This is a genomic window from Actinomycetospora lutea (assembly GCF_028737205.1).
GTDB lineage: Bacteria > Actinomycetota > Actinomycetes > Mycobacteriales > Pseudonocardiaceae > Actinomycetospora > Actinomycetospora lutea.
In genome coordinates, this window is record NZ_JAQZAL010000004.1 from 23,726 (window position 1) to 49,242 (window position 25,517).

General features: G+C 75.8%; 26 protein-coding genes. 10 read left to right on the top strand and 16 right to left on the bottom strand.

What is annotated here, in order from left to right; genetic code table 11:
* Positions 1-1,116: 1,116 nt before the first annotated feature.
* Positions 1,117-2,595 carry a serine/threonine-protein kinase gene (locus PHK61_RS05970; RefSeq protein WP_274280060.1) on the bottom strand — a complete coding sequence of 493 codons (1,479 nt, stop codon included), beginning with the start codon at positions 2,593-2,595 and terminating at the stop codon, positions 1,117-1,119.
* 292 nt (positions 2,596-2,887) lie between these two features.
* Between PHK61_RS05970 and PHK61_RS05975 the strand changes: the two genes are divergently transcribed.
* Both PHK61_RS05975 and PHK61_RS05980 read left to right on the top strand, forming a co-directional pair.
* Positions 2,888-3,259 (top strand): hypothetical protein, encoded by a 372-nt coding sequence (locus tag PHK61_RS05975; RefSeq protein ID WP_274280061.1) that lies wholly within the window; start codon positions 2,888-2,890, stop codon positions 3,257-3,259.
* A 174-nt stretch (positions 3,260-3,433) separates the two neighbouring features.
* Complete coding sequence (locus tag PHK61_RS05980; RefSeq protein WP_274280062.1) at positions 3,434-4,006, top strand: DUF4231 domain-containing protein; 573 nt, start codon at positions 3,434-3,436, stop codon at positions 4,004-4,006.
* Positions 4,007-4,023: 17 nt separating this feature from the next.
* On the opposite strand, the gene PHK61_RS05985 is transcribed toward PHK61_RS05980, so the two are convergent.
* Positions 4,024-5,235, bottom strand: coding sequence for an MFS transporter (locus PHK61_RS05985; RefSeq protein WP_274280063.1), 1,212 nt, complete (start codon positions 5,233-5,235; stop codon positions 4,024-4,026).
* Positions 5,236-5,307: 72 nt separating this feature from the next.
* On the opposite strand from PHK61_RS05985, the gene PHK61_RS05990 reads away from it, so the two are divergent.
* Positions 5,308-6,210: a LysR family transcriptional regulator gene (locus tag PHK61_RS05990; RefSeq protein WP_274280064.1), complete on the top strand. Its 903-nt coding sequence runs from the start codon at positions 5,308-5,310 to the stop codon at positions 6,208-6,210.
* A gap of 34 nt (positions 6,211-6,244) precedes the next feature.
* Here PHK61_RS05990 and PHK61_RS05995 read toward each other — a convergent pair whose 3' ends face one another.
* From PHK61_RS05995 to PHK61_RS06020, 6 genes are all read right to left on the bottom strand, one after another.
* Complete coding sequence (locus tag PHK61_RS05995) at positions 6,245-6,778, bottom strand: hypothetical protein (RefSeq protein WP_274280065.1); 534 nt, start codon at positions 6,776-6,778, stop codon at positions 6,245-6,247.
* A 236-nt stretch (positions 6,779-7,014) separates the two neighbouring features.
* The gene (locus PHK61_RS06000; protein ID WP_274280066.1) at positions 7,015-8,955 is read right to left on the bottom strand and encodes an acetoacetate--CoA ligase; all 1,941 of its coding nucleotides are present in this window, start codon (positions 8,953-8,955) and stop codon (positions 7,015-7,017) included.
* A gap of 358 nt (positions 8,956-9,313) precedes the next feature.
* Entirely contained in the window at positions 9,314-10,531 is a 1,218-nt protein-coding gene (locus PHK61_RS06005; protein WP_274280067.1) for an NAD(P)/FAD-dependent oxidoreductase, read from the bottom strand.
* A 183-nt stretch (positions 10,532-10,714) separates the two neighbouring features.
* Positions 10,715-11,479: a GAF and ANTAR domain-containing protein gene (locus tag PHK61_RS06010; protein ID WP_274280068.1), complete on the bottom strand. Its 765-nt coding sequence runs from the start codon at positions 11,477-11,479 to the stop codon at positions 10,715-10,717.
* On the bottom strand, positions 11,454-11,831 hold the full coding sequence (locus PHK61_RS06015; RefSeq protein WP_274280069.1) for a hypothetical protein: 378 nt from the start codon (positions 11,829-11,831) through the stop codon (positions 11,454-11,456). Before PHK61_RS06015 ends, PHK61_RS06010 begins: the two co-directional genes overlap by 26 nt.
* On the bottom strand, positions 11,828-12,037 hold the full coding sequence (locus PHK61_RS06020; RefSeq protein WP_274280070.1) for a hypothetical protein: 210 nt from the start codon (positions 12,035-12,037) through the stop codon (positions 11,828-11,830). Before PHK61_RS06020 ends, PHK61_RS06015 begins: the two co-directional genes overlap by 4 nt.
* Positions 12,038-12,529: 492 nt before the next feature.
* On the opposite strand from PHK61_RS06020, the gene PHK61_RS06025 reads away from it, so the two are divergent.
* From PHK61_RS06025 to PHK61_RS06045, 5 genes are read left to right on the top strand one after another with little or no spacing between them, the layout of a single operon-like run.
* Positions 12,530-14,890: a heavy metal translocating P-type ATPase gene (locus PHK61_RS06025; protein WP_274280071.1), complete on the top strand. Its 2,361-nt coding sequence runs from the start codon at positions 12,530-12,532 to the stop codon at positions 14,888-14,890.
* A gap of 53 nt (positions 14,891-14,943) precedes the next feature.
* The gene (locus PHK61_RS06030; protein ID WP_274280072.1) at positions 14,944-15,414 is read left to right on the top strand and encodes a CinA family protein; all 471 of its coding nucleotides are present in this window, start codon (positions 14,944-14,946) and stop codon (positions 15,412-15,414) included.
* A 25-nt stretch (positions 15,415-15,439) separates the two neighbouring features.
* Positions 15,440-16,111 carry an HAD family hydrolase gene (locus tag PHK61_RS06035; RefSeq protein ID WP_274280073.1) on the top strand — a complete coding sequence of 224 codons (672 nt, stop codon included), beginning with the start codon at positions 15,440-15,442 and terminating at the stop codon, positions 16,109-16,111.
* Positions 16,112-16,120: 9 nt separating this feature from the next.
* Entirely contained in the window at positions 16,121-17,029 is a 909-nt protein-coding gene (locus PHK61_RS06040; protein ID WP_274280074.1) for a diacylglycerol/lipid kinase family protein, read from the top strand.
* Positions 17,026-17,349, top strand: coding sequence for a TraR/DksA family transcriptional regulator (locus PHK61_RS06045; RefSeq protein WP_274280075.1), 324 nt, complete (start codon positions 17,026-17,028; stop codon positions 17,347-17,349). Before PHK61_RS06040 ends, PHK61_RS06045 begins: the two co-directional genes overlap by 4 nt.
* 53 nt (positions 17,350-17,402) lie before the next feature.
* Here PHK61_RS06045 and PHK61_RS06050 read toward each other — a convergent pair whose 3' ends face one another.
* The 5 genes from PHK61_RS06050 to PHK61_RS06070 are packed head-to-tail and all read right to left on the bottom strand — an operon-like array spanning position 17,403 to position 20,855.
* Positions 17,403-17,936: a hypothetical protein gene (locus tag PHK61_RS06050; protein WP_274280076.1), complete on the bottom strand. Its 534-nt coding sequence runs from the start codon at positions 17,934-17,936 to the stop codon at positions 17,403-17,405.
* The gene (locus tag PHK61_RS06055; RefSeq protein WP_274280077.1) at positions 17,933-19,141 is read right to left on the bottom strand and encodes an MFS transporter; all 1,209 of its coding nucleotides are present in this window, start codon (positions 19,139-19,141) and stop codon (positions 17,933-17,935) included. Before PHK61_RS06055 ends, PHK61_RS06050 begins: the two co-directional genes overlap by 4 nt.
* A complete protein-coding gene (locus PHK61_RS06060; RefSeq protein ID WP_274280078.1) occupies positions 19,138-20,070 on the bottom strand; it encodes a nuclease-related domain-containing protein in 933 nt (310 codons plus the stop codon). The genes PHK61_RS06055 and PHK61_RS06060 overlap by 4 nt, the downstream gene beginning before the upstream one ends.
* Complete coding sequence (locus tag PHK61_RS06065; RefSeq protein ID WP_274280079.1) at positions 20,070-20,594, bottom strand: DUF2505 domain-containing protein; 525 nt, start codon at positions 20,592-20,594, stop codon at positions 20,070-20,072. Before PHK61_RS06065 ends, PHK61_RS06060 begins: the two co-directional genes overlap by 1 nt.
* A 57-nt stretch (positions 20,595-20,651) precedes the next feature.
* Positions 20,652-20,855 (bottom strand): hypothetical protein, encoded by a 204-nt coding sequence (locus PHK61_RS06070; RefSeq protein ID WP_274280080.1) that lies wholly within the window; start codon positions 20,853-20,855, stop codon positions 20,652-20,654.
* A gap of 59 nt (positions 20,856-20,914) precedes the next feature.
* Between PHK61_RS06070 and PHK61_RS06075 the strand changes: the two genes are divergently transcribed.
* Positions 20,915-21,154 (top strand): hypothetical protein, encoded by a 240-nt coding sequence (locus PHK61_RS06075; protein ID WP_274280081.1) that lies wholly within the window; start codon positions 20,915-20,917, stop codon positions 21,152-21,154.
* A 283-nt stretch (positions 21,155-21,437) separates the two neighbouring features.
* Here PHK61_RS06075 and PHK61_RS06080 read toward each other — a convergent pair whose 3' ends face one another.
* From PHK61_RS06080 to PHK61_RS06090, 3 genes are read right to left on the bottom strand one after another with little or no spacing between them, the layout of a single operon-like run.
* Positions 21,438-22,181: a PIG-L deacetylase family protein gene (locus tag PHK61_RS06080; RefSeq protein ID WP_274280082.1), complete on the bottom strand. Its 744-nt coding sequence runs from the start codon at positions 22,179-22,181 to the stop codon at positions 21,438-21,440.
* A 20-nt stretch (positions 22,182-22,201) separates the two neighbouring features.
* Complete coding sequence (locus PHK61_RS06085; RefSeq protein WP_274280083.1) at positions 22,202-23,446, bottom strand: glycosyltransferase family 4 protein; 1,245 nt, start codon at positions 23,444-23,446, stop codon at positions 22,202-22,204.
* On the bottom strand, positions 23,443-24,309 hold the full coding sequence (locus PHK61_RS06090; RefSeq protein ID WP_274280084.1) for a sugar phosphate isomerase/epimerase family protein: 867 nt from the start codon (positions 24,307-24,309) through the stop codon (positions 23,443-23,445). The genes PHK61_RS06085 and PHK61_RS06090 overlap by 4 nt, the downstream gene beginning before the upstream one ends.
* Before the next feature lie 303 nt (positions 24,310-24,612).
* On the opposite strand from PHK61_RS06090, the gene PHK61_RS06095 reads away from it, so the two are divergent.
* The gene (locus tag PHK61_RS06095) at positions 24,613-25,482 is read left to right on the top strand and encodes an IclR family transcriptional regulator (protein WP_274280085.1); all 870 of its coding nucleotides are present in this window, start codon (positions 24,613-24,615) and stop codon (positions 25,480-25,482) included.
* The last annotated feature ends 35 nt before the right edge of the window (positions 25,483-25,517 follow it).

Below are 25,517 nucleotides of genomic sequence, written 5' to 3' on the forward strand. Positions count from 1 at the left end.
GGCTCACCGCGCCGGCCGCTTCTCGGGCTCTCGGGTCGGCGGGGCAGCTGACGGGGGGCGTCCCATCGAGCGGGGCGCCCTTCGTCGCCTCCGGCGACCGGCAACGGTGGCCCCGCGTCGCTGGATCGCCGGGGCCTCGTGTCGACGGCGGCTCGCCTCGAGGACCGGCGCCTTCGGCGCGCAGAGCCACGCGGGCGCGATCCGGGTGGCCGTCAGAGGTCCGGTGCCGCGCCGAGCGTTCTCCGGTCTTCGCGCACCGTCGGTTCGTCCCCGTCGCGCGGCCGCAGGGCGTGCCGTCCGCCCTCGGCCGGTGTCGTGGCCAGCGGCCGGCGCCGGCGCTGTGCACGACGGGTCATCTCGTCGTCGAGCGAGCGGTCACGCGGTGGGGGTGGCGGCACGACACCGGCGGGGACGAGATCACGCGGTCGCGCGTCCCGCGGTCGCTGGGCCGGCAGCGGGCCCGAGTCCGAACGGGGGCCGGGCACGGCGCCCGGGTGGTGGCCCGCGACGCCGTCCCGCGCACCGGGCGGCGGGGGCGGCTGCACGGCGCGCACCGCGGGGAGATCGCAGGTGCTGCTCGCGTCCGGCGGTTGCTGGACCGGCAGCGGTCCCGTTCCCGCACGCGGTGCGGGCACCCCTCCGGTGTGCCTCCTCGCCTCGGTGGGCGGGCCGCTCCGGCGGTGGCCGGCGACGTCGCCCGCCCCGTCGTCCCGCCGGTGCCGCTCCCACTCCGACGCGATGGCCTGGAAGATCGGCGTCGGCTCCCAGCCGCCGCGTGCCCTCGACGGCCCTGGCCGGCTCCGGGCGTCGTCCGTGTCGACGCGCCGGTCTCCGACCGCGCCCCCCTGCCGCTGCTGCATCCCAGGCCTCCTTCCGCGCTGTTCCCCCACAGCGCGGGCTCCGCACCGCCCGTTCCGGCGGCGAAGCAGGAACCATAAACCTCAAGATGACCTTGAGATACGCGGGGTCGCATTAGCCGGTCGAACCCGGCCCTCGGCGATGTCGGTCGTCCGATCGGTCGGGAGCAGGCGCGCCCTCGCTGCGAGCGACGGACCTCGGCTCCACCGGCATCGGGCCGGGGCGAGGTGGAGCCCGCGCCACCGCGGACCGGCTGGCTCAGCCGCCGTGCCCGCGCCCGTTGCCGTTGCCGTTGCCGTTTCCGCGACCGTTGCCGTTGCCGTGGCCCTTCGGGGTGCCCCCGCCCCCGCCGCCGTCCCCACCGGAGTCCTCGGCGATGGCGGAGTCGTCACCATCAGCTGGTGCGGCCCGCGCTGCGGTGCTGCGCGAGGTCTCCGACCTGGGGGAGGCGGCCGACACGACCTCCTCGACCGAGGTCGGGGTCCCGCTGCTCGGCGGGACGGGCACGATCGGCGGTCCCGCCGCCGGCGGCAGCGGCAGGGCAGCCAACGGGGCGGCGGACGACGCCGGGGGCGGCTCCTGTCGGGGTTCGGCCGCGAGTGTGACGAGCCCGGCCGCGCCGAAGACCCCGGCGAGTCCCGCCACCACTCCCACGACTCGACGCGATGGACGCCAGGAGGCCGCGAGCACCGCGCGATGGCGCCCGCCGACGTGCCCGGGAGCAGTGCGGTGCTCCGGGGTGGCGGGCGATCCGCCGCCGGCGGGAGCAGGAACGCCGGCCAACGGCATCGGACCGGACCGCGCGGCGTCGCCATCGGTCGCGATCTCGGTTCTCCGATGCGCGCCGACCGGCGGGTCCGGGCGTTCCGCCGCCGAGGACCGCCCCGCCGGCCCCGGGGAGGACTCCGCGGCCGCGGTGAGCAGGCGGGCGGCGGCGGTGGCGCTCGGACGCCGCTGGGGATCGTGCTCGAGCAGGGCCCGCAGCGCCTGCCCGAGCCGCTGTGGGTCGTGGGTGGGCCGGACGCCGGCGGCGGCGGGCTCGAGGGCCGGGTCGCCGCCGTCCGGGGGCGGTGTGCCCAGCAGCGCCGTGTGGAGCGTGGCGCCGAGGGAGAACAGGTCGGCGGCGGCCGTCGGCGGGTCCCCGCGGACGAGCTCGGGAGCCATGTAGCGCGGGGTCCCGGCGAAGAGGCGGTCGCCCGCGCCGAGCTCGGCGTCGATCACCGCGATGCCGAAGTCGGTGACGGTGACCGTGTCGTCGGGACCGATCATGACGTTGCCCGGCTTGATGTCGCGGTGCACGATCCCGCGCTCGTGCATCGCCGCGAGGCCCTCGGCGATCTGGGCGCCGATGGCCGCGACGCGGGCGGCGGGGAGGGGGCCGTCCCGGTGGAGCAGGTCGGCGAGCGATGGAGCGTCCAGGTACTCCATGACCAGGCAGACTTCGCCGTCGAGCTCGCTCATGTCGTAGATCGCGGCCAGCCGCGGGTGGTGCAGGCGCGCGGCGACCCGACCCTCGCGGTGCGCCCGCTCCCGGATCATGCGTTCGCGCACCGCGTCGAGCGCGGACCCGCCGCGCAACCGCTTCACCGCGACGTCGCGGTCGAGCAGCTGGTCGTGGGCCCGCCACACCGAGCCGGATCCGCCCCGTCCCACCGGAGCGAGCAGGACGTACCGCCCGCCCACCACCTGCCCCGGCTCGATGGTCGGAGTGCTCGGCACCGTCGTCGGAGTCGACATGGCCCCCCTCGCCCGCCTGCTACTCCTAGGGTGTCGCCGATCGTGACCTCTCCGTTACAGGATCGCCCGGGGCTTCGCTGACGTCCGCCGGTCGCACGATGCGGACACGGACGCACACCCACGGTCGTCGCCCCTGGTTCTTCCGTGTGACGGGTCCTTGGCAGGGTCACACGGTGCGCCCACCATCGGTCGCGTCGCTGCGTCGTTCCGCGGGGCCACCGCAGGATCACCCGGTGTCCGGAGATCTCCTGCACCCGATGGCAGGTCTCGCAGGCCCTTGCGAGGAGGAGAGATGTCCGAGATCGGGAAGACACACATCGTCGTCATGTGGACGGTCGCACCGGACGACGTCGCCGAGGGTGATCGAATCTTCGAGAGCCACGGGAAGTGGATGACGGGCCACTCGCGCGAAGGTGATACGGCGCTCCTGGACTACAGCATCTCGAAGGGTCCCGAGTTGGAGAATCCGCTCGACCCCGATTCCGCCGAGACGGGCAACACGATGTTCGTCCTCGACGAGTTCTACGAATCACCGGCCGGCGTGGTCGAGCACTGGCGGCTCGCCGGCGAGGGCTGGGAGGACCTCGGCGCCTTCATGGAGTGGAGTGCGAGGACGAAGGTCAGCACCATGCACAACGGGACGCTCGTCCAGGCCCTCTGGTAGGAGCGGCCGGGCGCGGGCCGGACGACCCGGACCGCCGGCGGTCGACGACGGGGGCGGGATGGCCTCCGGCCGGATCGGGGGAGCGCCCCCCATCGCCGGGGGAGCGCCCGATGGGTCGGCGAGCCGGAGCAGGTCACGGTGGATCGGTCACCACGTCGTCATCGGGGAACCGTCATGGACACCGTCACGAGCAACAGCGGGCGCCGGGGGCGAGCGCGCCGCAGCGGGTACGAAGGACTGCGGGACGACCTGGTCGCCGCACACCCCCAGCACGCCCGGTTCCTGCAGGACCGCTGGTACCACCACCTGACCACCTCCCAGCGGGCCGCGGACCGCGCGCGCAACTGGGTCTACGTCAGCCGCTTCGTCTCGGTGGCGGGTCTGGCGCTCCTGCCGGCGATCGTGACCCTGCAGGGCAGCCACCCCCTGAGCCTCGCGCTGCAGAGCCTCGCGATCGTCACCAGCGTCCTTGTCGCTCTCAGCGGCGGCGTCCTCAGCATCGCGAGGGTCCACGAGCGCTGGCGGCTCAGCCACGGGCTGCAGGAGAAGCTCGGCCGCGCGGGGTGGGATCTGATCCACTGCCCGGCGTCGTTCGCGGTCTTCCACGCCACGGTGGAGCGCGACCTCGCGGCCGCCGAGCTCGTCTACCAGTCGAGTGTCGCGGCGGTCGCCGCCCCCGTCGGGGAGGACGGCGCGGAGCGTCGCGGGGGCGAGCGTCCGACGGGTCTGACCCCGGTCATCGCCTGATCCTCGACTGCGTGGGCTCACCACCTCCGGCTCTCGACGATCCCGACGACGATCATGAGGGCGGTGAGCGCGAGCGTCCCGACGGCGATGGTCGACAGCGCCGCGTCGAGGGGGAGCGCGGTCGTGAGGACGCCGATCAGCAGGGCCGGGAGCCCGGCGCCCAGATAGAAGGCGGAGTAGACGGCCGCGGCGGTGCGGCTGGCTCGCCCGGGTGAAGCCATCGTGCTGACGGTCGTGGTCGCCCCGCTGTAGAGCAGGCCGTTGGCGAGGCCCGCGACGACGCACGCGGTGAGGACCGCGACGAGCGAGCCCACCCCGATCGCGAGGACCCCGAGCGACACCGCCAGGGCGACCAGCCCGACGAGCTGGGAGCGACGCGGTCCCAGCCGGGCGACCACGGGGACGGTCAGCACCGACCACACCAGGAGCGCCCCGGCGACACCTCCCGCGAACAGCGGGTCACCGAGGCCGAGGAAACGGTCGGCGACCGAGGAGATCAACCCGAGGAAGATGCCGACGACCGCCCAGCCGAGGAAACCGTTCACGGCGGCGATGACGAGGGCCCGTCGGGCCGTGCGGGTCGTGCCGGGGTCGCCGTCGCCGTCGGGGACGGGCGTGCCGTCGCGACCATCGGGCACGCTCGCGAGCCCGACGAAGACGACGCCGAGCAGCACCAGGTTCACGCCGAAGGGCAGGAGGCCGGGAGTCGGGCCGTGACCGGCGAGTGCGCCCCCGAGGACGGGCCCCGCACCCGTGCCGAGGATGAACACGATCGCCGACACCCCGCCGGCGCGTGCCTTGTCCGCGCCGCCGGTCGCGACCGCGACCCCGGCGCCGGTGATCACGGCGAGCGCGATGCCGTAGGCGACACGCCCGAGGATCAGCCACCCGGTGCTGGTCGCGAGGGCGAGCGCGAGGGAGCCGGCCGCGGCGATGACGATGCCGCAGCGCATGACGCGACGCGGGGACAGGCGGTCGCCCAGGGGGCCCAGCAGGAACACCGCGGGCACGCTGACCAGGGGATAGACCGCGTAGACGGCCGCGAGCGTCACGTCGGTGAAGCCGAGCTGTGCCTGGTAGGCGGGGTAGAGCGGGCTCGGGATGCCGGCGCCGGCCGCCGACAGGGCGAGCAGCGCGAGCGCCCAGGCCCGCGCCGACCGAGAGGACGGTGCCGGCGACGATCTCCTCGAGGGTCGTGGCCCGGCTGACGGGGACGCGGCGCCGCTCATGGCCGCGACGATGCGTGGCGCGACCGTTCAGCACCAGCGCAAGATTCTTCACCGAGCGCGTAGCATCGCTACATGATCGATCCGCGGTTGCGGACGCTGCAGCTCGTGGCCCACCACGGCTCGGTGAGTGCCGCGGCCAGGGCGCTGCACTTCACCTCGTCCGCGGTGTCCCAGCAGCTGCGCGCGCTGTCCGACGAGCTCGGGGTGGTACTGGTCCGCCAGGTCGGGCGTCGCATGGAACCCACGGCGGCCGGACACGTCCTGCTGCGGCACGCCGAGGCGTTGCACGCCCGTGCCGAGGTCGCGCGCGCGGAGCTGGCCGGCGTCGAGGACTCACCGGGCACGATCGGCCTGTGCGGGTTCTCCACCGCGGCGGCGAGGTTCCTCGTCCCCGCGGCCGCCGCACTGCGCGACCGGTTCCCCGGTCTGGTGATCCAGGTCGTGGAGGCAGAACCGGCGCGCTGCATCGATCTGTTGCTGGCCGGCGACTGTGACCTCGCACTGCTCGTGGTCGACGACAGCGTCCCGTCCGAGACCGACGAGCGCTTCGAGCAGCACACCGTGCTCGACGAACCGATCGACCTCGCCGTCCCGGTCGGGCACCACCTCACGACCCGGTCCGAGGTGACCCTGGTCGACGCCGCGGCCGAGTCGTGGATCACGTGCCGTCCCGGCAGCGCGTACCACCGGCTCACCCTGGCCGCGTGCCAGGCCGCCGGGTTCCGCCCGAGCGTCGCCCATCACGCCGAGGAGTGGGACACCGGCACGGCGCTCGTCGCCCACGGCTTCGGGATCTTCATGCTCCCCCGGCTGGCTCCGGTGGCTCCCGGGACCGACGTGGTGCGGGTGCGCCTGAGCGGGACGGCGGCGCCGATCCGGCGCGTCGTGGCCGTGACCCGGGCGGGCGGCGCGGCGCAGCCCGTCATCGTCCACGCGCTGACCTCGATCACGAGGTCGGCGGAGTCGTCGCGGTAGCGGCGCCTGCGGGGGGTCGGCCCGGCGAGGGACCTCAGGCCTTCGCCCACTCGGACACGACCGCGAGCGCCTTCCTGTCCGGCGCGCCGATCCCGGGCTCGGCGGCAGCGGGGTCCACGGCGGCCCGGCGCTCGGCCGGGTCGGGCGAGGTGAGCGCGTGGACGTGGTCGACGAGCGTCCACAGGTAGCCCTTGGGGTCGCGCTTGCCGCCGGCCGGGCGGCCGAGGGCGGCGCGCAGGGTCTTGACGGGCCCCTTCTCGTTGTCGGGGATCCACTGCGCGTCCACGCCCCGCCCGAGGCGGTCGAGGTCGGGCTCGGGCAGCCGCCCGTCCGCGGCGAGCGCGGCGAGGGAGTCGAGGACCTGGGCCCGTACGCCGCCGGCGTCGTCGTCGACCATCGCGCACCAGGTCACGACGGTGCCGAGGGTGCTCGCGGTCTCCGGGTCGAGGGTGCCCTCGCGCCACCAGTCGCCCAGCGTGCCGGCCGAGGGGCGGCGGTCGTCGCGGTCGTCCGAGGACAGCGCGTGCAGCAGCGGGCGGAGGCGCTCGAGATCGGGTGTCTCTGACATCGCCGGTGATCCTGTCAGCGGAGCCCCGGCGCAGGAAGTCTCCTGCTCGACGAGATCGCCGGGCCCGGGGGTCCGGCTCCGTGGTCCGGAGGGGGGTCCGCCGTGGCTCGACCGCGGGGCCCGACGAGCCGGTCACCGACCTCGCGCTCCGGCGTCCGGTCGGACACCGCGGCCGTCGACGAGACCGCGACGGCCCTGCGGAGCCGGCTGGGCCGCCACCTCGCGAGGACGCGCCGTCACCGCGCGCCGTAGGCGTCCACGAAGGCGGGCACCGCGTCCGCCCCGCGCACGGCGTCGGCGCTGATGACCTCCTCGATCGCGCGCCCGCGCAGCACCTGCTTGACCGGGCGCTCCAGCTTCTTGCCGGTCAGCGTGCGCGGGACGGCCGGCACGGCGGCGATCAGATCGGGCACGTGCCGCGGCGACAGGTGGCGGCGCAGCCCGCCGGCGATCCGGGAGCGCAGGTCGTCGTCGAGCTCGGCGCCGGGCGCGAGCTCGACGAACAGCAGCAGGTCGCCCGCCCCGCCCGCGTCGTCCTCGAGGTGCACGACCAGCGAGTCGGTCACCTCGGGCATGTCCTCGACGATGTCGTAGAACTCGGCGGTGCCCAGGCGCACCCCGCCGCGGTTCAACGTCGCGTCGGAGCGCCCCGTGATCACGCAGGTGCCCCGGTCGGTGAACCGCACCCAGTCGCCGTGGCGCCAGACGCCCGGGAAGGTGTCGAAGTAGGCCTCGCGGTAGCGCTCGCCGTTCGGGTCGTTCCAGAACCCCACCGGCATCGACGGCATCGGCGCCCGCACGACCAGTTCGCCCAGCTGCTCGACGACCGGGTCGCCGTCCTCGTCGAACGCGGCGACGTCGTGGCCGAGCGCGGGACCCGACATCTCGCCGCGGTACACCGGCTGCCAGGGGCCGCCGCCGACGAAGCCGGTGCAGACGTCGGTCCCGCCGCTGAACGGGTTGAGGACGACGTCCGGGCCGAGGTGCTCGTAGACCCAGTCGAACGCCTCCGGGGGCAGCGGCGCCCCGGTCGTCCCCAGCTGGCGCAGCTGGGGCCAGCGGGACGGGACGACGCCCTCCCGGCGGCAGGCCATCAGGTAGCCGGGGCTCGCGCCCAGCAGCGCGACCCCGGTCTCGGCGGCGAGCCGCCACTGCGCCTCCAGGTCCGGCCACAGCGGGTTGCCGTCCAGCAGCACGACGGCGCCGCGGTGCAGCAGCACCGAGATCGTGATGTTCCACATCGCCCAGGCGGTGGTGGTGAACCACAGCGTCCGGTCGCCGGGGTGGATGTCGAAGTGCAGCCCGAACAGCCGCAGGTGCTCGAGCAGGATGCCGCCGTGCCCGTGGACGATCGCCTTGGGCAGCCCGGTGGTGCCCGAGGAGAACAGCACGTAGAGCGGGTGGTCGAACGGGACCTCGGCGAACTCGAGCGGGCCCGGCGCGGCGAGCAGCTCGTCCCACGTCATCGCGTCCGGCACCGGGTGCGGTCCGTAGTCCAGGCCGACGACGTGCTGCACGGTCGGCAGGCCCGCGCGGATCGTCGCCAGCTCGTCGCGCTGGTCGATCTCCTTGTCGCCGTAGCGGTAGGACGCGACGGCGAGCAGCACGGTCGGGGAGAGCTGGCCGAGCCGGTCGACGACGCTGCGGGCGCCGAACTCGGGCGCGCACGCCGCCCAGATCGCCCCCAGGCTCGCCGCGGCCAGGAACACCACGATCGTCTCGGGGACGTGCGGCAGGTACCCGACGACCCGGTCGCCCTCCCCGACGCCGAGGCGCTGCAGGCCGGCCCGCGCGCGTCCCACCTGCTCGCGCAGCTCGCCGAACGTGAGCTCCTGCGGCCCGCGCGTCTGGGAGCGGGCGATGATCGCCGTGCGGTCGGTGTCCTCGTCGGTGCCGAGCATGTGCGCGGCGTAGTTCAGCCGGGCCCCCGGGAACCACTCCGCCCCCGGCATCGCCGACGACCCGAGCACCCGGTCGTAGGTGCCCGGCACCCCGTAGTACTCCCAGATCGAGCCCCAGAACTCCTCCGGCCGGTCCACCGACCAGCGCCACAGGGCCGCGTAGTCGTCGAACTCGAGCCCGCGCGTCGACGACAGGTACGCGAGATACGCGCCGAGGCCGGTGCCGTCCAGCGGGCCGGGGGGACGGAGCAGCGTCGGTCCGTCGGGAGCGTCCATGGTCTGCAGATGGTGCCGGTTCGCGCCCCGCGGGCCCACCCGTCGCTCCGACGGGCCCGGCCCGTCGCCGGTCTCGCCCGGACGCCCGCTCGTCGTACGCGTTCGGACGATCGGTTGCGCCAGTTGGACAGGTAGCGCATGGTCTGTCCAGCCCTGGTGGTCCTTGCCCGGCCCCACGGCGAGGTCCGGGCGTTGACCCCCTCAGCGCCGGGGCCGACCGCACCGTCACCGACGCCTTTCGCGTCGTCCGGCGCCGGACCGCTGCCCCCCGGTGGTCCGACCGCGCCGCGACGTCGCACGCCGCCGCCGCCGTCAGGGGAGCGTGGGGCGGTGCGGCGTCGGTGACGGTGTGCGCCCGTCACGCCAGCGGCACCGCCGGGTCGGCGTGCCGCGCGCGGTCGAAGGTCTCCTCGAGCCGGACCAGCCGGGCGATCGGGTCGGTGACGTCCCAGATGTTGACGTTCATGCCCGCCAGCACGCGCCCGCCGGCGAGCCAGAACGCCACGAACTCGCGCGAGGAGAGGTCGCCGCGCACCACGACCTCGTCGTACTCGCCGGGCGCGACGTAGCCGGTGTACTCCATGCCGAGGTCGTACTGGTCGGTGAAGAAGTACGGCAGGTGGTCGTACTCGGTGTCGTCGCCGAGCATGGCGCGCGCCGCGGCGGGCCCGCCGTTCAGCGCGTTGTCCCAGTGCTCCACCCGCAGGTGCCGCTCGAACGCGGGGTACCAGAGGTTGGCGACGTCGCCCGCCGCGTGGACGTCCGGGTCGGACGTGCGGTGGCGGGCGTCGACGACGACGCCGTCGGAGACCTCGAGGCCCGCCGCCTCGGCCAGGTCGGTGTTCGGGGTGATGCCGACGCCGACCACGACCGCGTCGGCGTCGATCTCGGTGCCGTCGGCCAGCCGGACGCCGGTGACCCGCCCGTCCTGCCCGCGGATCCCGGCGAGGTCCGTGTCGACGCGCAGGTCGACGCCGTGCTCGCGGTGCAGCGCGGCGAAGACCTCGGCGATCTCGGGGCCGAGGACGCGCAGCAGCGGCAGCGGCGCGGACTCGATCAGGGTGACCGCGACGCCGGCGATCCGCGCCGCGGCGGTGACCTCGAGGCCGATCCACCCGCCCCCGATCACGACCATGCGCGAGGACGACCGGATCGCGGCCGCGATGGTGTCGCTGTCCCCGAGGGTGCGCAGGAGGTGGACGCCGTCGAGGTCGGTGCCGGGCACGGGGAGCCGCCGCGGGGACGACCCGGTGGTGAGGAGCAGCGTGCGGTAGCCGACCCGCTCCCCGTCGGCCAGGACGACCTCGTGGGCGTCGCGGTCGACGGCGCTCGCGCGCACGCCCGTCCGCAGCTCGATGCCGTGCTCGGCGTACCAGTCGGCGGGGTGCAGGTACACGGCGTCGCGGCCGGCGTTGCCCTGCAGGTACTCCTTCGACAGCGGCGGCCGGTCATAGGGCCGCTCCTGCTCGTCGCCGATCAGCACGATCCGGCCCGCGCCGCCCTCCCGGAGGGTCTCCGCCGCCTTCGCCCCGGCCAGCCCCGCGCCCACGATCACGTGGGTCCCGTCGTCCGCCATGGCCTCGATGGTCGACCTCCGGGGCCGCGCCGACAATCCTCTCGGCGGCGGTCTCGGGGAGCGGGGGAGATGAAGAGGCGGTCCCGCCGGCTCACGAGGTAGAACCGGCGGAACCTGGATCGACGTTCGCCCGCGGGCAGCCTGTCGACCTGGCACTGGCGATACCCGCCCGGACGACCGGACCTAACGTCGGCGATCGTCGCCGCCGCGCTGCTTCTTCTGCGCCTCGCCGACGAGCCAGCCCGCGACCTCGACCAGCTTGATGTTCGTCTGCTGGGAGGACTCGACGAGCATCGCGAACGCCTGCTCCGGACCGACGCCGAAGCGCTCGATGAGGATGCCCTTGGCCTGGCCGATGACGTCGCGGCTGTCGAGGGCGACGGTCAGCCCGGTGATGCGCTTGGCGCCGTGCAGCACCAGCGCGGCCTGGGCGGCGAAGAGCGCGCCGACGTCGGCGGACGACGCGTCGAAGGCGCCGGGCTCCGCGGCGTAGAGATTGAGGGCGCCCGCGCTGCCGTGGTCGGTGAACAGCTGGAACGACATCAGCGACCGGAACCCCCGGTCCACGGCGGCCGCGGTGTAGCGGGGCCAGCGCGCCTGCACCGCGGCCATGTCCTCGACCAGCGTCCGCGTCTCGTGGCGGATCGAGTCGAGGCACGGCCCCTCGCGCAGGTCGTTCTGCAGCTCGTCGAGCTCGCGGACGGCCGTGCTGCTCGGGGCGTGCGAGGCCACCGCACCGCCGCGCTCGACGAGCGAGATGCCGGCCTGCTCGACGTGCGGGATCGTGTGGATCGCGCCCGACACGATCAGCTCGAGCGTGTGCTCGACGTCCTGGTCGTCCTTCCGCTCGATCAGGCTCCGGGCCGACGCATCGAGGGCGCGCGCCAGCACCGCCCCGACGCGTTCCTGGTCGGGCGTGCCGTCATCGTGGTCTCCGCGCTCCGTCATGGACGCCATGCGAGGGGGAATACCCGGGGAGCGAAGCGGCAGACACCGCCGGCTCCCCGTCCTCGCCGGTCCCGACCGGCTCGACGGGCATCGTCAGCACCTGGGTGGCCACGCGCGCGACCAGACCGGGCTCCCCGTAGCCGAACTCCGCGCACGCCCGCAGCTCGCGGGCGAGGAGCTCGCCGAGCGCGCCGGGGAAGACGCGGCGCGCGTGGTGCGCCGCCGCCCGGTACCGCGACCGCTCGTGGTGCGGCAGCCCCGTCGCGTTCCCGCGCACGTCCGCGGGCTCCGGGCCGGCGTCGCGCGGCGGGCAGCCCAGGACGAGGGCCGTGGCCCAGACGGGCGGGCTCACCGCTCGCTCCCGCGATCCGCCTCCGCGAGCACCTCGGCGGCCAGCCGGTCCACGAGCAGATCCCCGGCCAGCCGGAAACCGAACTCGGCGTAGGCCTGCAGCTCGCGGGCCACGAGCTCCCCGAGAGCGCCGGGGTACACCCGCCGCGCCCGCTCGGCCGCGGCGAGGTACCTCGCGCGGTCGACCCGATCGATCTCGACGGTCATGTCGCCCACCCCCGTCCCGGTCCTCACCGGCAAGCGTCCGCCGGGTTGGGCCGACCGGGCATCGGGGGAATCCCAACATCTCGCTGAGGGTGACCAGACTTACTCGAACGGCCCAGTCCGATCGGCGCGAGCCGGGGTATCAGAAGGTCGGCGAGCACGTTGGGTGAGTGACAGCGTGTCGTCGGTCAGCAGGCGCTGCGGAGCTGCCGGTCGGCGCCGTCGGGGAGCCGCCTCCTGGTGCGTCTTCTGGTCGGCGTCCTTCTTGTCCGCCTCGGCGCGCTTCCGGACCTCCGCCTGAGACGCTCGTTGCGCCGTTCGGAGGACGCGGACCACCCGTCCGGGGACACCTGTCGACCGCTCGTCGTGCCCGGACCGGGCGGTCGTCGGACGGGCGCCGGGGCGTTCTCAGCTCCGGGGGTGCGCGCGCGAGCGGCCCCTAGCGTCGCGCCGTTGATCCAGCGTGATCGTCCCCCAGGGAGCGGAGGTACCGGCGTGGCGACCGACGTCGCGGAGAGTGCGGGACCGGCGGGCGCGACCGCGGCCCGGGTCACCACCGAGCTGGCGGTCACCGGGATGACCTGCGGGACGTGCGCGGCACGCATCCAGCGCAAGCTCGGCCGCCTGCCCGGGGTCGAGGCGAGCGTGAACTACGCGAGCGGGCGCGCCCGGGTCACGCACCCGCCCGAGCAGGACCCGGCGGAGCTCGTCACGGCGGTGACCGGCCTCGGGTTCGGTGCCGAGCCGGTGGCGCCGCGGATCCCCGACGGCGGCGTCCCGTCCCCGCGGACGGCGCCGGAGCAGGCCGGACCCCGCCCGGTGACCCCGGCGGCGCCCCCCGGGGACGCCCCCGACCCCGAGCTCGCCGAGCTGCGCCACCGCGCGCTCGTGTGCCTCGCGCTGACCGTGCCGGTGATCGCCGTCGCGATGAACCCCGACTGGCAGTTCCGGTACTGGCAGTGGTTCTCGCTCGTGCTGACCGCACCCGTCGTCGTCTGGGGCGGGTGGCGGTTCCACCGGGCGGCGGCGCGGCACCTGCGCCACCTCTCGGCGACCATGGACACGCTGGTCTCGGTGGGCACGCTCGCCGCGTTCGGCTGGTCGCTGTGGGCGCTGTTCCAGGGCGGCGCGGGGCTCGGCGGCATGCGCCACGCGCTCTACCTCCTGCCCCGGCCCGACCAGTTCGACGGCGCCCGCACGATCTACCTCGAGGCCGCCGCCGCGATCACCACCGCGGCCCTGCTCGGCCGCTGGATCGAGCGGCGCGGGCGCCGTCGCGCGCTCGGGGTGTCGGCGGGCCTGCTGGCCCCGCCGGCCGCGCAGGCCCGGGTGGTCGTCGGGGACCGCGAGCTGCCGGTGCCGGTCGAGGGCGTGCAGCCCGGCGACCACGTCGCCGTCGCCGCGGGCGAGCCGTTCCCGCTCGACGGCCGGGTCGTCGAGGGCCGCTCCACGGTGGACGCCGGCGCGATGACCGGCGAGTCGACGCCCGTCGACGTCGCGCCCGGCGCCGAGGTGCTGGCCGGGACCCGCAACGAGACCGCGCGCGTCGTCGTCGAGACCACGCGCGCCGCCGGGGACACGCAGTGGGCGCGGATGGCGCGCCGCGTGCAGGACGCGCAGGCCGGCAAGACCGCGATCCAGCGCCTCGCCGACCGCATCTCGGCGTGGTTCGTGCCCGTCGTGATGCTGGTGGCGGTCAACACGCTGCTGTTCTGGGGCGTCTCGGGCGCCGGCTGGGGCTTCGCGATCGCCGCCGGCATGGCCGTGCTCGTCGTCGCCTGCCCCTGCGCGCTCGGGCTCGCCACGCCCACGGCGCTCGCGGTGGCGACCGGCCGCGGCGCCCAGCTGGGCATCCTGCTGCGCGGGCCCGAGGTGCTCGAGTCGAGCCGCCGGGTCGACACGATCGTCCTCGACAAGACCGGCACGGTGACGACCGGGCGCATGACGCTGCGCGCGGTGCACACGACGGGCGACACCGACCGCGCCGAGGTGCTCGCCCGGGTCGGCGCGCTGGAGGCGGAGCTCGAGCACCCGGTCGCCCGGGCGATCGCCGCCGCGGCCCGCGAGGAGCTCCCGGCCTCCACCGCGCAGGTCACCGACGTGCAGACCCTCGACGGGCTGGGCGTCGCCGGCACCGTCGACGGGGTCGCGGTGCTCGCCGGGCGCCGGCGGCTGGTCGACGACCGCGGCGTCGCGGTCCCCGACGAGCTCGCGCACGCCCTCGAGAAGGCGGCCGCGCACGGCGCCACCACCGTGCTCGCGGCCTGGGACGACGGCACCGGCGTGCTGACCGCGCGCGCGGTGCTCGAGGTCGCCGACGGGGTCCGCGAGGGCTCCGCCGAGGCCGTCGCGGAGATGCGGGCGCGCGGCCTGCGCCCGGTGCTGCTGACCGGCGACAACCCCGCCGCGGCGCGGGCGGTCGCCGACGAGGTCGGCATCGCGCCCGGGGACGTCGTCGCCGAGGTGCTGCCGACCGAGAAGGCCGACGAGGTGCGCCGGCTGCAGGAGCAGGGCGCGGTCGTCGCCATGGTCGGCGACGGTGTCAACGACGCGGCGGCGCTCGCCCAGGCCGACCTCGGCGTGGCCATGGGCACGGGGACCGCGATGGCCATCGAGGCCGGCGACGTCACGCTGGTGCGCGACGACCTGCGCGCGGTGCCCGACGCGCTGCGCCTGGCCCGCCGCACGCTGGGCACGATCCGCGGCAACCTGTTCTGGGCGTTCGCCTACAACGTCCTCGCGCTCCCGCTCGCCGTCGCCGGGCTGCTCAACCCGATGATCGCCGGCGTCACGATGGCGCTCTCGAGCGTCTTCGTCGTCGGCAACAGCCTGCGCCTGCGGCGGTTCCGCCCCTGAGGCGTCCCCCGGCGCGCGTTTCCCGACCCGCCGGATCGGCAAGGCCGGGAGGCGTGTCGGAGGACCCACAGAAACTGGCCAGCTCGGTGTCGGAGGCCGCCTCGCGCGACGGGCGCCGGGTGGCGATCGTCGAGTCGCTCACCGGCGGCCTCGTGTGCAGCGACCTGGCGGCTTCGCCGGGATCGAGCGAGTGGTTCCGCGGCGGCGTCGTCGCCTACGACCGCACCACCAAGCACGGCGCCCTCGGCGTGCCCGACGGACCCGTCGTGTCGGAGCCGGCGGTGCGGACGATGGCCGAGAAGGCCGCGGACCTGCTCGGCGCGGACCTGACGCTCGCCGTCAGCGGCGCCGGCGGCCCCGAGCCCCAGGACGACCAGCCGCCGGGCACGGTGTGGTTCGCGATCCACGACAAGGGCGACACCGAGGCATGGGTCGAGCAGTTCGAGACCGACGAGCCGGGCGACGTCCTGAAGAACACGCGCATCCGCTCGTTGCAGGCCCTGCTGGACCACCTGGGCCGGTAGGGGTGCGGTGGCGGACCATGGAGCCGTGGTGGACCACGTCGTCTGGGACTGGAACGGCACGTTGCTCGCCGACGTGCACGCCGTCGTCGACGCCTCCGCGGCCGGGCTGGCGGCGGTGGGCGTCACCGGCGGCCTCGACCTGGCGCGCTACCGCTCGACCTTCCGGCGCCCGCTGCGGGACTTCTACGCCGCGCTGGTCGGCCGCGAGGTCGCCGAGGACGAGTGGGCGCGGATGAACGCCGTGTTCGGCGAGCACTACCGGGGCCTCGAGCCGGAGCTGGCCCTGGCCGACGGGGCCCTGGACGCCCTGGAGCGCTTCGCCGACGCCGGGCTCGGCCAGTCGGTGGTGAGCATGCTCGGGCACGACGAGCTGCACGCCACCCTCGGGCGCCGCGGACTGCACGACTGGTTCGTCCGGGTCGACGGCGACCACCACCGCGACGGCCGCGGCAAGCAGGCCGCGCTCGCCGCGCACCTCGACGTGCTGGACCTCGACCCGGCGCGGGTGGTGCTGGTGGGCGACACCCTCGACGACGCCGCCGCCACGGCCGCCGTGGGGAGCGCCTGCGTCCTCGTGGCGGAGCACTCCACCCACCACGCGGAGGACCTGCGCACCGTCGCGTCGGCGGTACCGACCCTGCCCGAGGCGGTGGAGCACGTGCTCGCGTTGCGCCGATCCGCGCCCTCGCCGTCGTAACCTCTCCCCGTGGCCGTGCCGTCCGAACCATCCCCGCTGCCCGCCTACGACCGCGTCGTGCTCGTCTACAACCCGCAGAGCAGCGGCGACGGCGAGCAGCGCGCCGAGCAGGCCCGGGCGACGCTGGCCGAGCAGGCCCCGCAGCTCACGGTGGCGCTCCGGGCCACCGAGTACGCCGGGCACGCGCGCGTCATCGCCGAGGAGGAGGCGCGCGCCGGGCGGGTGCTCGTCGTGTCGGTCAGCGGCGACGGCGGCTACAACGAGGTCGTGCAGGGCGTCATGGCCGCGGGCGACGGCAGGCGGTCGGGGGCCGTCGCCGCCGTCCTGCCCGCGGGCAACGCCAACGACCACCGGCGCGCCACCCGCGAGCGCCCGCTGGTGGACGCCATCGCCGCGGCGCGGGTGAGCCGCATCGACCTGCTGCGCGTGGAGATCGCCGGCGAGGGCGGGCCGCGCTGGGCGCACTCCTACCTGGGGCTGGGCATCACGCCGACCGTGGCGCTCGAGCTGGAGCGCGGCGGCAAGGGCTCGGTGCGCGAGATCGTCACCACGATCCGCGCGTTCTCGGCGTTCCACCCCTTCGAGATCGACGTCGACGGCGAGGGCCGCAAGCGCTTCGACAGCCTCGTCCTGGCCAACACCACCGAGATGGCGAAGTACGTGACGCTGTCCGACGGCGACCCCGCCGACGGGCTCTTCGAGGTCGTCACGCTGCCGCACCGCTCGAAGCTGCGGCTGCTCGCATACGCGATCCGCGCGGCGGTGCGGGGCCTCGGGCCGCAGCCGCGCACCTCACGGTTCTCGTTCACCACGCTCTCGCCGATCCCGGTGCAGCTCGACGGCGAGGTGCTCGACCTGCCCGCGCACCGCGGGGTCATCGTGCGGATCGCTCCGCAGGCGCTGGCGACGGTCGTGTGACCGGGCCGCTGGAGGACGCGCGCGCCGGCGCGACGGCCCGGGTCGCGTCGCTCGAGGCGCAGCTCGCCGGCATCGTCGAGACGGCGTCGGCGAGCTCCGGCGACGACGAGCACGACCCCGAGGGCCAGACGATCGCCTACGACCGCGCCCAGGTCGCCGCCCTGCTCGCCGCGGCGCGCCACGACCTCACCGAGATCGACGCCGCGCTGGCGCGCGTGGACGCCGGCACGTACGGGGTGTGCGAGCGCTGCGGCCGCCCCATCGCCCCCGAACGCCTCGAGGCCCGCCCCGCCGCCCGCACCTGCGTCTCCTGCGCCTGAACGGAGTATGTGAGCGAACTTCGGGGGTATAGCCCCGAAGTTCGCTCACATGGCTAGGGGCGGCGGAACGGGACGGAGGGGTCGCGGACGGGGCGGGGGCCGCCGGCGGCGGTGAAGCGCTCGCGGGCCGCGCGGGCGCGCTCGCCGTCCTCGCGCAGCCCCGGGTCCATCGCGTCGCGCACGGGCCCGAGCAGCAGCGTGCGGTCCGGGTCCACGACGCTCGTGAGCCGCAGGTGCGCGCGCATCCACGCGCCCAGCCGGTCCTCGTCGGCGCGGGTGAGCACCACGTCGGCGGCCCAGGTCGGGGCGAGCTCCAGCTCCTCGAGCAGCAGGCCCGCCAGCGCGCGGCGCAGCGGCGAGACCCCGGTGCGGTAGAGGTCCTGGCGCGTCACGCGGTTGCGCAGCATCGTCGCGTCGCCCACGTCGAGCAGCACGTACCCGGTGTCCACGGGGTGCGCGGGCCCGCCGACGGGGACGCCGGCGCCCCACCACGCCACGAGGCCCGCGTCGCGCCCGAGCGCGGCCACCGCCTCGTCCAGCGGCGGCAGCGGGCCGGACAGCGCGCGGACGACCTCGGGAACGCTCACACCCGAAGTGTCCGCGCCGAGCCCGCCGGGCGCAGCGACCCCGCCAGCACGAACGCCGCGATCCCGGCGAGCGGCACGAGCGCGAGCCCGGCGCCCACGGACACGCCGTCGGCGACCGCCCCGATGATCGGCGGGAACGCGAGGAACCCGAGCCGCGCGAGCCACCCGACGACCGCGATGCCGTCGCCGGGCCGCACGCCCCGGATGCGCCCGGCCGCGGCGAACCCGAGCGGGAAGATCGTCGACACGCCGAGGCCGGTCAGCGCGTAGCCCACGACCGCGGCGGCCGGGTGCCCGACGAGCAGCGCGCCGCCCATCGCGAGGGTCGCCAGCGCCGCGCCCGAGCGGGCCACCGCGACGGCGCCGAAGCGGTCGACGACCCGGTCGCCGGCGAGGCGCCCGAGCGTCATCGCCGTCTGGAACGCCACGAACGGCAGGCCTGCGACGAACGCGCCGCCGCCGAGGTCGTCGCGCACGTAGATCGCGCCCCACGACGCCGCCGAGTCCTCGATCCCGCCCGAGGCCACCAGCAGCGCGGACAGCGCAAGCAGCGGCCCCGCGGCCACGACGACCGCGCGCCACGGCCCGTGCCGCACGCCCTCGGTCCCGTCGGCCTCCCCGTGCTCGGCCTCCGGCTCGGGCCCGGGCAGGCACCAGCGCCACGCGAGCACCGAGACCACGACGAGGACGGCCGCGACGACCCCGAGGTGGACCAGCAGCGGCAGCCCGAACCCGGCCGCCGCCGCGCCGAGCAGCCCGGCCCCGACCGCGGCCATGCTCCACACGGCGTGCAGCCCGTTGACGATCGAGCGCCCGTAGCCGGTCTGCACGCGCAGCCCGTGGGCGTTCATGGCCGCGTCGGCCCAGGCGTCGGTCAGCCCGAGGACGAACAGCGCGGCGGCCAGCGCGTACCAGGACGGGGCGAGGGCCACGGCGGGCAGCAGGACCGCCCCGACCAGCCCCACGCCGGCGCCCGCCCGCCCGCTGCCCACGCGCGCGATCAGCGGACCGGCGAGCACACCGAAGACCAGCGCGGCCGCCGGGAACGCCGCGATCGCCGTGCCGAGCGCGGCGTTCGACAGGCCCAGCTCGTCGCGCAGGGTCGGGAACCGCGGGACGATGCTGTTGTAGGTCGCCCCGTTGACGACGAACATCCCGACCACCGCGACGCGGGCACGCCGGAGGGCGGGCTCGGGTCGGGTCACGGGCGCCACGTCGCCGATCGCCGGGCGACCTCGAAGGTCTGCTCGACGGCCAGGTCGGACAGCGGCGTGCCGAACGCGGTGACCAGGCGCGGCAGCTGGCCCAGGCGGGTCACCGCCACGCCGCGCGGGCGCCCGGTGCCCGAGAGGATCGCGCCGACGACGGCGACGACGGGGTGCACGGCCGGCGGGTCGAGGGTCTCGGTCGCGCCCGCCGCGTGCGCCAGGCCGACCGACACGCGGTCGCCGACCTCGAGCCCGATCCGCCGCAGCCGGTCGAGGTCGAGGGTCGAGCCGCCGAGGTCGAGCGCGTGGTCCTCGACGGTGACCCGGCCGCCCGGGACGTTGACGACGTCGATGACGAACAGCCCCGGCGGGCCGATGAGCAGGTGGTCGAGCACGACCAGCCCGGGGGTCGAGCCCCGCTGCGCTCCGTCTCCCGGCCCGTCGTCGAACGCCATCGGGACGCGGTGCAGGATGCGCCAGCGCGCCCCGCGCCCGCGGCGCAGCGTCGGGCTGCGGGTGAGCTTGCCGAGGGTCTCGGCGACCGCGTGCTGCCCGTCGGCGCGCAGGCGGTAGGGCCGGTCGGCGTCGGGTCCCTGCTCGGTCCGCGCGATCGCGGCCTCCTCGAGCAGGCCGTGCCCGGGGCGGCGCAGCGCGAGGTCCTCCTGGCCGGGGTCCCAGCCGCCGTCCGGCGGGGCGACGCCCGCGCCCAGCGCGGCCGGCTCGGCGGCCTCGGCCGGGCTCGACATCGGCGGCAGCCCGTTGCCCCACAGCCAGGAGTTGGCCTCCTGGGTGAACTGCTCCCGGAAGCCCGCGGGCACGTCGTGGGCGACGCGGGTGACGAGGTCGAGGTGCCCCAGCGGCAGCCCCTCGGCGGAGGACACGTAGAGCCGGTCGGAGCCGGGCCTGCGCTTGCGACGGGCCGGCATCAGCCCGCCCGTTCCGCGCGGTCGAGCCAGCGCGAGATCCGGTCGTGCTCGTGGCCGGTGAGCCCGCGGATACCCGTGACCACCGCGCGCTCGATCCCGCCGCCGAGCAGCGGGACGGCCGCGGTGATGTCGAGGTCCACCGACAGCCGGCTGCCCGCGTCCTCGCCGACGACCCGCATCGTGCCCTCGGCGCCGATCGGCGTGGCCGGCACCACGACCCGGGCCCGCCCCTCGCACCGTCCCGGCGCCAGCGTCCACTCTTCGGTGCGCTCGATGACCAGCACGCCGGAGAGCAGCCGCTCGACCACGACCGGGACCTGGCCCGGGGGCACCGGCTGGCGCAGCACCACGCGCACGCGCTCCGGCCCGTCGGGCGGTCCGGTGCGCTCGAACGCGACGACGTCGATCCGGCCGGAGCCGTCGACGTCCAGCTTCACGCGGTGGAACTCGGGGTCGGCGAGCGCGGCGGCGAAGGCGGGGACGCCGTAGGGGTAGGCGCGGCTCAGCGCCAGCCGGGTGCTCACGTGGGCCGAGCGTAATCGTGATGGCGGACGGGCTCAGAACACCGCTCAGAACGCTGCTCAGAACGCGTAGCGGATCGTCAACCACGGGGCGTGGCGGGCGACCAGCTCGCGGAACCGGGCGACCGCGCGGCGCTTCACGTCGACGCGGTAGCGGACGACGTCGCCGCCGTGCTGGGTGCGCTTGGCCTCCTGCGCCTCCAGGCGCCACAGCACGTCCTCGGCCTGCGGGTGCCAGCCGAGGTTCACCTCGCGCAGCACCACCGGCGAGAAGTTGAGGGTGCACCTCGTAGCCCGCGGCCACGAAGTCGTCGACCGCGGCGATGCGCTCGTCGATCGTGCTCGTGCGGATGTCGAGCACCGTGGCGTCGCGGCGCGGCATGAGCGAGAAGCGCACGCGGGTGCCCCCGCGCGGGTCGAGCGCGAGGAGGTCGCGGTTGACGTGCTTCGTCGCGAACGACGCCTTCGCCCCGTCGAGGCGGGCGGACTGCGCGACCGGGTCGGCGACGTTGTCGCTGACGCGCGCGTCGACCGAGCAGTCGGAGTTCTCGCCGAGGTCGTAGACCCAGTCGACCGGGTCGCACTGGTTCGCGCCCGGACCCGACGGCCCTGTCTTGGGGCCCTGCCTGGCGACGTGCCGGGCGATCGCCCGCTCGATCGCCGTGACCCGCACCCAGCGGGCGACGTTCCGCTCATCGCCGTGCAGGTCGGGGATCGCCCAGTGCGAGGCGATCTCGACGACCTCGGCGTCGGGGAAGCGGGCGAGGACCTCCTGGCCGCACGCCGAGGCCGGCGACGCCGGCTCGGCGTGGATGGTGGCCACGTCGAGCAGGGGCCGGGCGGTGGTCACGGCTCCAGGGTGCCGATCAGGGCGCGCGCCGTCGCGCCGGCCCGGAACACCTCGACCGGCCGGCCCTCCCCCTCGCGGCGCGCGAGCTCGGCGAGCACCGGCGCCACCTGCTCCGGGCCCCCGAACTGGAAGCCGACCTGGGTGGCGTACGCGCGCGCCGCCGCGCCCTTGGCCTCGAGCGCCCCGGCGACGTCGATGGCGATGTCGGTGCCGGTCAGGCCGGGGGCGCCGGCGGCGTCGGGGTGGCGCAGCGCGTAGGGCGTGTCGCGCCACCACGCGGTGCGGCCGGGGTCGGCGAGCCCGGCGACGACGGCCGTGACGACCTGGTGGTCGACGTGGTCGCCGACGGCCTGCGGGGCGAGGACGAGGTCGGCGCCGTCGAGCCAGGGCGCGACGACCTCGGCGACGGCGCCCGCCACGTCGTCGTCCGCGCGGCGGCCGGCGAACAGCGCGGCGGGGGAGTCGTAGCCGCGGTGCGGGGCCTCGAGCAGGCCGAGGTGCTCCCCGCGCACGCCCAGGCGGGCCAGGGCGGCGGCGTCCTCGTCGCGGCGCAGGGCCATGTAGTCGACGTCGGGGCCGAGACCCTTGTCGGTCTGGCAGGCGAGCGCGAACCCCGTCGGCGCGGTCACCGAGCCGGTGAACACCGTGAGCACGAGGACGTCGTGCCCGGCGGCGGCCAGGCGCGCGAGCGTCCCGCCGGCGGAGAACACGGCGTCGTCGAGGTGCGGGCTGACCGCCACGACCCCGAGAGCAGACGAGCTCACAGCAGGTGCGGCGCCGCGCGGAAACGGCAGTCGGGGTCGACGGCGACGTCGGGGATCGCCGGCACGGGCACGTCGCGCACCGCGTCGTAGACGTCGGTGAGCCGGTGCGCGATCACCGGCCACGACCAGCGGGCGCGGACCTCGTCGAGGGCGCGGCGGGCGACGGCGGTGCGCAGGGCGGGGTCGTCGAGCACGCGGGCGATCCCGTCGGCGAGCGCGGCCGGGTCCTTCGGCGGCACGAGCAGGCCGTTGTCGCCGTCGCGGACGCAGTCGCGCACGCCCACGACGTCGGTGGACACCACCGGCAGGCCGGTGGCCATCGCCTCGAGCACGGTGTTCGAGAAGCCCTCCGCGTAGGTCGGGCTGACGAAGACGTCACCGCGCCGGTAGACCTCGTGCGCGTCCTCGTAGGCCGTGTAGCCGAGCTGGGTGACGTGCTCGTCGAGCCCGAGCTCGGTGACGCGCTCGGCCACGGTGGCGGTGTCGGGCCCGATGCCCGAGACGACGAGGTGCAGCCGGCGCCCGCGGGCGAGCAGGTCGGCGACGGCGTCGAGCAGGTCGAGCACGCCCTTCCTGGCGTCGACGCGACCGTGGTAGAGCAGCACGGGCGGGTCGGACAGCGCGCCCGGCTCGCGGGCCGGGGTGAACCGCTCGGTGTCGGTCGCCCCGGAGAGGATCGTCCAGCGGCCGGGGTCGACGCCGTGGCGCTCGGAGACCTCGGCGGCGAACGACGACGACCCGATGACCAGCGCCGGCGCGTGGGCGAACACCGCGCGCACCAGCGTCTCGTGGGTCGCGCAGCACGTGCCGACCCAGTGCCCGTCGCCGCCCTGCACGCTGACCACGGCGGGCAGCCCGAGGTCGTGCGCGGCGCGCAGCACCGCGAGCCCGTTGGGGTAGGCGTACTGGGCGTGGAGCAGGTCGAACGGCGCCTCCGCGTGCTCCGCGGCGATCGTGTCGCGCATCGTGGCGACGTCGGCCTCGAAGTCGGCGGGCCGGTCGTGGATCACCTCCTGCTCGCCGTGCGCCTCGAGCGCCACGACGTGGACGCCGTCGGGCACCCGCTCGGGCGGGGGCGGGCCGCCGCCGTAGACGCCGCGCCCGACCGGGTCGCCGCGGTACTGCGAGACCAGCGTGACGTCGTGGCCCTCGCGCACCAGGTGGCGCAGCAGGTTCTCGGCGTAGGCGCTCATGCCGGACACCGCCGGCCAGTAGCGCCGCGAGACGAAGCAGATCCTCACCGGGCGGCCTCCATCGTGCGGATCGTCTCCAGCGCCGCCGGCACGAGCACGTCGGCGCGGTGGGAGTCACGGGACAGCTCGAACGACACGAGCCCGGCGTGGCGGACCTCCCGCAGCGCGGTGAGCACCGCGGGCAGGTCCATGTCCCCCTCGCCGGGGGCGCGGTGCTCGTGCACCCCGCGCGGCATGTCCTCGACCGCGACGGCGCCGAGCAGGGGCGCGAACCCGCGGACCGCGCCCTCGGGGCTCCAGCGCCCGGACACGATGCAGTGCCCGGTGTCGAGGGCGAGGGTGACCTCGGGGACGTCGAGGGCCAGGCGCATCCAGTCGTCGCAGTCCTCGACGAGCATCCCCGGCTCGGGTTCCACGGCGCAGACGACGTCGCGCTCGCGGGCGTGGGCCACGACCTCGCGCACCCCGTCGGCGAGCCGGCGCCACGCCTCGTCGCGGTCCTGGTCGGGCGCGGGCACGCCGGCCCAGAACAAGACCGCCTCGCTGCCGAGGTCGGCGGCGACGTCGACGCAGGTGCGCAGGAAGGCGACCCGGCGGGCCCGGCCGTCGGGGTCCTCGGTGATCAGCGTCGGCTGGTGCTTGCGACGCGGATCGAGCAGGAAGCGGGCGCCGGTCTCGACGACGCTGCCCAGCCCGAGCCCGCGCAGCCGGTCGGCCAGCGCCGCGGTGCGCCGGCCCAGCTCGGGCGCGAACGGGTCGTGGTGGGCGACGTCGAGGGTCAGGGCCACCCCGTCGTAGCCGCTGTCGGCGAGCAGCGCGAGAGCGTCGTCGAGACGGTGCGAGGTCAGGCCGTTGGTGTTGTAGGCGTAGCGCAGCCGGTGGTCCTGCGGGTCGTGCGCGGGGGCGGGCATCCCGCCGGAGGTACCACCGAGCGGGCCGCCGGAACCCGTCGCTCCCGGTCACGGCCGTGCGGCGCGGATCGCAAACGACCCGGCTACCCGACCGCTCGTCCCGCCATTCACCGCGGATGGCCCCAAGATCACCGCGGCCCAGCGGTCGGCCCGCTGCGGCCTGCGGTTGGTGCAGTATCTGCACGCGGAAACAGTGATGTTGACCACAAGGGTCGCGGACGCGTTCAGTGACCTTCGCACGACGGCGAGCGAGGGGCCGATCGGAGCAGGACGGACGACCGACCGCGGGAGGGAGGGGCACCCATGACGGATGCGCGCCACGGCCGCGGCGTCGGCGGGGGTCGCTCCCTGAAGACCGCTGCCGAGGCGCTCGCGGCGCTGCGCTTCCTCGGTGCCGCCGAGGAGGGCATCACCGCCGAGGCGCTGGCCGCCGAGCTCGGCAAGAGCACCGCGACGGCCCGGTACCTGCTCAACACCCTGTGCCAGGAGGGGTTCGCGGTCCGCGACCGCGGGTCCGGCACCTTCCGGCTCCAGGACGCCCCGCCGTGGGGCGACGCCTGGGGTGATCCGGAGGCCCCCCACGACCTGACCCGCCACGAGCTGCCCGAGCGGCTCTCGGACGCGGTCACCGACCTGTACTGGCGCACGCGGCAGCGCACCTACCTCGCGCGCTGGGAGGGCGACGACGACACGACGGTGATCGTCGATGCCCGCGGCCACCAGGGTCTCGCCCGCGTCCCGGACCTCACCGAGCGCATCCCGCTCGCCTCGGCCCACGCGCTCGCGGTGACGAAGGCGCTCATGGCGTCGTCGGCGCCGCGCGCCACCGCGCTGCACGAGCGCTCCGAGCTCCCGTCGTTCACCGGCACCACCATCACGAGCGCCCCGGCGATCGAGCTCGAGCTCGCCCGGGTCCGCCGGCGGGGCTACGCGGTGGACCGCGAGGAGTACGCCGAGGGTTTCTGTTGCATCGGCGCGCCGATCTTCGCCCCCGACGGGCAGGTCGCCGCCAGCATCGCGATCTCCACGCCTGCGCGGCGCTTCGCCACGCACGCGGAGGAGCTGACCGGCGCCGTCCGCGACGTCGCCGCGACCGCCACGCGCGGCTGGCGGGAGTCCGAGACCGACCTCCCGCCACCGCTGCCGGCCGACCCCGTACCCCCCGGGTACTGACGGGCCGACACCGGCCGTGCCGCCACCACAGCGCC